This is a genomic window from Streptococcus mitis (assembly GCF_003942795.1).
Taxonomy (GTDB): Bacteria; Bacillota; Bacilli; order Lactobacillales; family Streptococcaceae; genus Streptococcus; species Streptococcus mitis_BJ.
Window position 1 is genome coordinate 1 of the sequence record NZ_RJNY01000037.1, and the last position, 4,935, is coordinate 4,935.

The 4,935-nt window shown below is 49.9% G+C and carries 1 tRNA gene and 3 rRNA genes; all 4 read left to right on the forward strand.

The window, feature by feature from the left end:
- Positions 1–48 precede the first annotated feature (48 nt).
- The 4 genes from D8847_RS10170 to rrf all read left to right on the forward strand — a co-directional run bounded on the left by D8847_RS10170 (position 49) and on the right by rrf (position 4,934).
- A 16S ribosomal RNA gene (locus tag D8847_RS10170) occupies positions 49–1,594 on the forward strand.
- Positions 1,595–1,645: 51 nt separating this feature from the next.
- Positions 1,646–1,718, forward strand: a tRNA-Ala gene (locus tag D8847_RS10175).
- A gap of 122 nt (positions 1,719–1,840) precedes the next feature.
- Positions 1,841–4,742: ribosomal RNA gene (locus D8847_RS10180) — 23S ribosomal RNA — on the forward strand.
- Between the two features lie 76 nt (positions 4,743–4,818).
- A 5S ribosomal RNA gene (rrf, locus tag D8847_RS10185) occupies positions 4,819–4,934 on the forward strand.
- Together the 16S, 23S and 5S rRNA genes with 1 tRNA gene alongside form the textbook arrangement of a ribosomal RNA operon.
- Position 4,935 lies beyond the last annotated feature (1 nt).

The following is a 4,935-nucleotide window of genomic DNA, read 5'->3' on the forward strand; positions in this document are numbered from 1 at the left end:
AAAAAACAATAAATCTGTCAGTGACAGAAATGAGTGAGAACTCAAACTTTTAATGAGAGTTTGATCCTGGCTCAGGACGAACGCTGGCGGCGTGCCTAATACATGCAAGTAGAACGCTGAAGGAGGAGCTTGCTCTTCTGGATGAGTTGCGAACGGGTGAGTAACGCGTAGGTAACCTGCCTGGTAGCGGGGGATAACTATTGGAAACGATAGCTAATACCGCATAATAGTAGATGTTGCATGACATTTGCTTAAAAGGTGCAATTGCATCACTACCAGATGGACCTGCGTTGTATTAGCTAGTTGGTGAGGTAACGGCTCACCAAGGCGACGATACATAGCCGACCTGAGAGGGTGATCGGCCACACTGGGACTGAGACACGGCCCAGACTCCTACGGGAGGCAGCAGTAGGGAATCTTCGGCAATGGACGGAAGTCTGACCGAGCAACGCCGCGTGAGTGAAGAAGGTTTTCGGATCGTAAAGCTCTGTTGTAAGAGAAGAACGAGTGTGAGAGTGGAAAGTTCACACTGTGACGGTATCTTACCAGAAAGGGACGGCTAACTACGTGCCAGCAGCCGCGGTAATACGTAGGTCCCGAGCGTTGTCCGGATTTATTGGGCGTAAAGCGAGCGCAGGCGGTTAGATAAGTCTGAAGTTAAAGGCTGTGGCTTAACCATAGTACGCTTTGGAAACTGTTTAACTTGAGTGCAAGAGGGGAGAGTGGAATTCCATGTGTAGCGGTGAAATGCGTAGATATATGGAGGAACACCGGTGGCGAAAGCGGCTCTCTGGCTTGTAACTGACGCTGAGGCTCGAAAGCGTGGGGAGCAAACAGGATTAGATACCCTGGTAGTCCACGCCGTAAACGATGAGTGCTAGGTGTTAGGCCCTTTCCGGGGTTTAGTGCCGCAGCTAACGCATTAAGCACTCCGCCTGGGGAGTACGACCGCAAGGTTGAAACTCAAAGGAATTGACGGGGGCCCGCACAAGCGGTGGAGCATGTGGTTTAATTCGAAGCAACGCGAAGAACCTTACCAGGTCTTGACATCCCTCTGATCGCTCTAGAGATAGAGTTTTCCTTCGGGACAGAGGTGACAGGTGGTGCATGGTTGTCGTCAGCTCGTGTCGTGAGATGTTGGGTTAAGTCCCGCAACGAGCGCAACCCCTATTGTTAGTTGCCATCATTTAGTTGGGCACTCTAGCGAGACTGCCGGTAATAAACCGGAGGAAGGTGGGGATGACGTCAAATCATCATGCCCCTTATGACCTGGGCTACACACGTGCTACAATGGCTGGTACAACGAGTCGCAAGCCGGTGACGGCAAGCTAATCTCTTAAAGCCAGTCTCAGTTCGGATTGTAGGCTGCAACTCGCCTACATGAAGTCGGAATCGCTAGTAATCGCGGATCAGCACGCCGCGGTGAATACGTTCCCGGGCCTTGTACACACCGCCCGTCACACCACGAGAGTTTGTAACACCCGAAGTCGGTGAGGTAACCGTAAGGAGCCAGCCGCCTAAGGTGGGATAGATGATTGGGGTGAAGTCGTAACAAGGTAGCCGTATCGGAAGGTGCGGCTGGATCACCTCCTTTCTAAGGATAAGGAACTGCACATTGGTCTTGTTTAGTCTTGAGAGGTCTTGTGGGGCCTTAGCTCAGCTGGGAGAGCGCCTGCTTTGCACGCAGGAGGTCAGCGGTTCGATCCCGCTAGGCTCCATTGGTGAGAGATCACCAAGTAATGCACATTGAAAATTGAATATCTATATCAAATAGTAACAAGAAAATAAACCGAAACGCTGTAGTATTAAAAGAGTTTATGACTGAAAGGTCAGAAAATAAGGTTAAGTTAATAAGGGCGCACGGTGGATGCCTTGGCACTAGGAGCCGAAGAAGGACGTGACAAACGACGATATGCCTTGGGTAGCTGTAAGTAAGCGATGATCCAGGGATTTCCGAATGGGGGAACCCAACAGGTACTACCTGTTACCCATATCTGTTAAGGATATGAGGAGGAAGACGCAGTGAACTGAAACATCTAAGTAGCTGCAGGAAGAGAAAGCAAAAGCGATTGCCTTAGTAGCGGCGAGCGAAACGGCAGAAGGGCAAACCGAAGAGTTTACTCTTCGGGGTTGTAGGACTGCAATGTGGACTCAAAGATTATAGAAGAATGATTTGGGAAGATCAGCCAAAGAGAGTAAGAGCCTCGTATTTAAAATAGTCTTTGTACCTAGCAGAATCCTGAGTACGGCGGGACACGAGAAATCCCGTCGGAATCTGGGAGGACCATCTCCCAACCCTAAATACTCCCTAGTGACCGATAGTGAACCAGTACCGTGAGGGAAAGGTGAAAAGCACCCCGGGAGGGGAGTGAAATAGAACCTGAAACCGTGTGCCTACAACAAGTTCGAGCCCGTTAATGGGTGAGAGCGTGCCTTTTGTAGAATGAACCGGCGAGTTACGATATGATGCGAGGTTAAGTTGAAGAGACGGAGCCGTAGGGAAACCGAGTCTGAATAGGGCGCTTTAGTATTATGTCGTAGACCCGAAACCATGTGACCTACCCATGAGCAGGTTGAAGGTGCGGTAAGACGCACTGGAGGACCGAACCAGGGCACGTTGAAAAGTGCTTGGATGACTTGTGGGTAGCGGAGAAATTCCAAACGAACTTGGAGATAGCTGGTTCTCTCCGAAATAGCTTTAGGGCTAGCGTCGACATAAAGATTCTTGGAGGTAGAGCACTGTTTGGGTGAGGGGTCCATCCCGGATTACCAATCTCAGATAAACTCCGAATGCCAAAGAATTATGGTCGGCAGTCAGACTGCGAGTGCTAAGATCCGTAGTCGAAAGGGAAACAGCCCAGACCACCAGCTAAGGTCCCAAAATAATTGTTAAGTGGAAAAGGATGTGGGGTTGCACAGACAACTAGGATGTTAGCTTAGAAGCAGCTATTCATTCAAAGAGTGCGTAATAGCTCACTAGTCGAGTGACCCTGCGCCGAAAATGTACCGGGGCTAAAACAATTTACCGAAGCTGTGGATACCTTTATAGGTATGGTAGGAGAGCGTTCTATGTGTGGAGAAGGTGTACCGTGAGGAGCGCTGGAACGCATAGAAGTGAGAATGCCGGTATGAGTAGCGAAAGACAGGTGAGAATCCTGTCCACCGTAAGACTAAGGTTTCCAGGGGAAGGCTCGTCCGCCCTGGGTTAGTCGGGACCTAAGGAGAGACCGAAAGGTGTATCCGATGGACAACAGGTTGATATTCCTGTACTAGAGTATGTAGTGATGGAGGGACGCAGTAGGCTAACTAAAGCAGACGAATGGAAGTGTCTGTCTAAGCAGTGAGGTGTGAATTGAGTCAAATGCTTAATTCTATAACATTGAGCTGTGATGGGGAGCGAAGTTTAGTAGCGAAGTTAGTGACGTCACACTGCCAAGAAAAGCTTCTAGCGTTAAACATACTCTACCCGTACCGCAAACCGACACAGGTAGTCGAGGCGAGTAGCCTCAGGTGAGCGAGAGAACTCTCGTTAAGGAACTCGGCAAAATGACCCCGTAACTTCGGGAGAAGGGGTGCTGACTTTACGTCAGCCGCAGTGAATAGGCCCAAGCAACTGTTTATCAAAAACACAGCTCTCTGCTAAATCGTAAGATGATGTATAGGGGGTGACGCCTGCCCGGTGCTGGAAGGTTAAGAGGAGTGCTTAGAGGTAACTCGAAGGTATGAATTGAAGCCCCAGTAAACGGCGGCCGTAACTATAACGGTCCTAAGGTAGCGAAATTCCTTGTCGGGTAAGTTCCGACCCGCACGAAAGGCGTAATGATTTGGGCACTGTCTCAACGAGAGACTCGGTGAAATTTTAGTACCTGTGAAGATGCAGGTTACCCGCGACAGGACGGAAAGACCCCATGGAGCTTTACTGCAGTTTGATATTGAGTGTCTGTACCACATGTACAGGATAGGTAGGAGTCTAAGAGATCGGGACGCCAGTTTCGAAGGAGACGTTGTTGGGATACTACCCTTGTGTTATGGCCACTCTAACCCGGATAGGTTATCCCTATCGGAGACAGTGTCTGACGGGCAGTTTGACTGGGGCGGTCGCCTCCTAAAAGGTAACGGAGGCGCCCAAAGGTTCCCTCAGAATGGTTGGAAATCATTCGCAGAGTGTAAAGGTATAAGGGAGCTTGACTGCGAGAGCAACAACTCGAGCAGGGACGAAAGTCGGGCTTAGTGATCCGGTGGTTCCGTATGGAAGGGCCATCGCTCAACGGATAAAAGCTACCCTGGGGATAACAGGCTTATCTCCCCCAAGAGTTCACATCGACGGGGAGGTTTGGCACCTCGATGTCGGCTCGTCGCATCCTGGGGCTGTAGTCGGTCCCAAGGGTTGGGCTGTTCGCCCATTAAAGCGGCACGCGAGCTGGGTTCAGAACGTCGTGAGACAGTTCGGTCCCTATCCGTCGCGGGCGTAGGAAATTTGAGAGGATCTGCTCCTAGTACGAGAGGACCAGAGTGGACTTACCGCTGGTGTACCAGTTGTCTTGCCAAAGGCATCGCTGGGTAGCTATGTAGGGAAGGGATAAACGCTGAAAGCATCTAAGTGTGAAACCCACCTCAAGATGAGATTTCCCATGATTTTATATCAGTAAGAGCCCTGAGAGATGATCAGGTAGATAGGTTAGAAGTGGAAGTGTGGCGACACATGTAGCGGACTAATACTAATAGCTCGAGGACTTATCCAAAGTAACTGAGAATACGAAGCGTGAGGTTTTCTAATTATTTGATAGATATTCAATTTTGAGTAGGTATTACTCAGAGTTAAGTGACGATAGCCTAGGAGATACACCTGTACCCATGCCGAACACAGTAGTTAAGCCCTAGAACGCCGGAAGTAGTTGGGGGTTGCCCCCTGTGAGATATGGAAGTCGCTTAGCT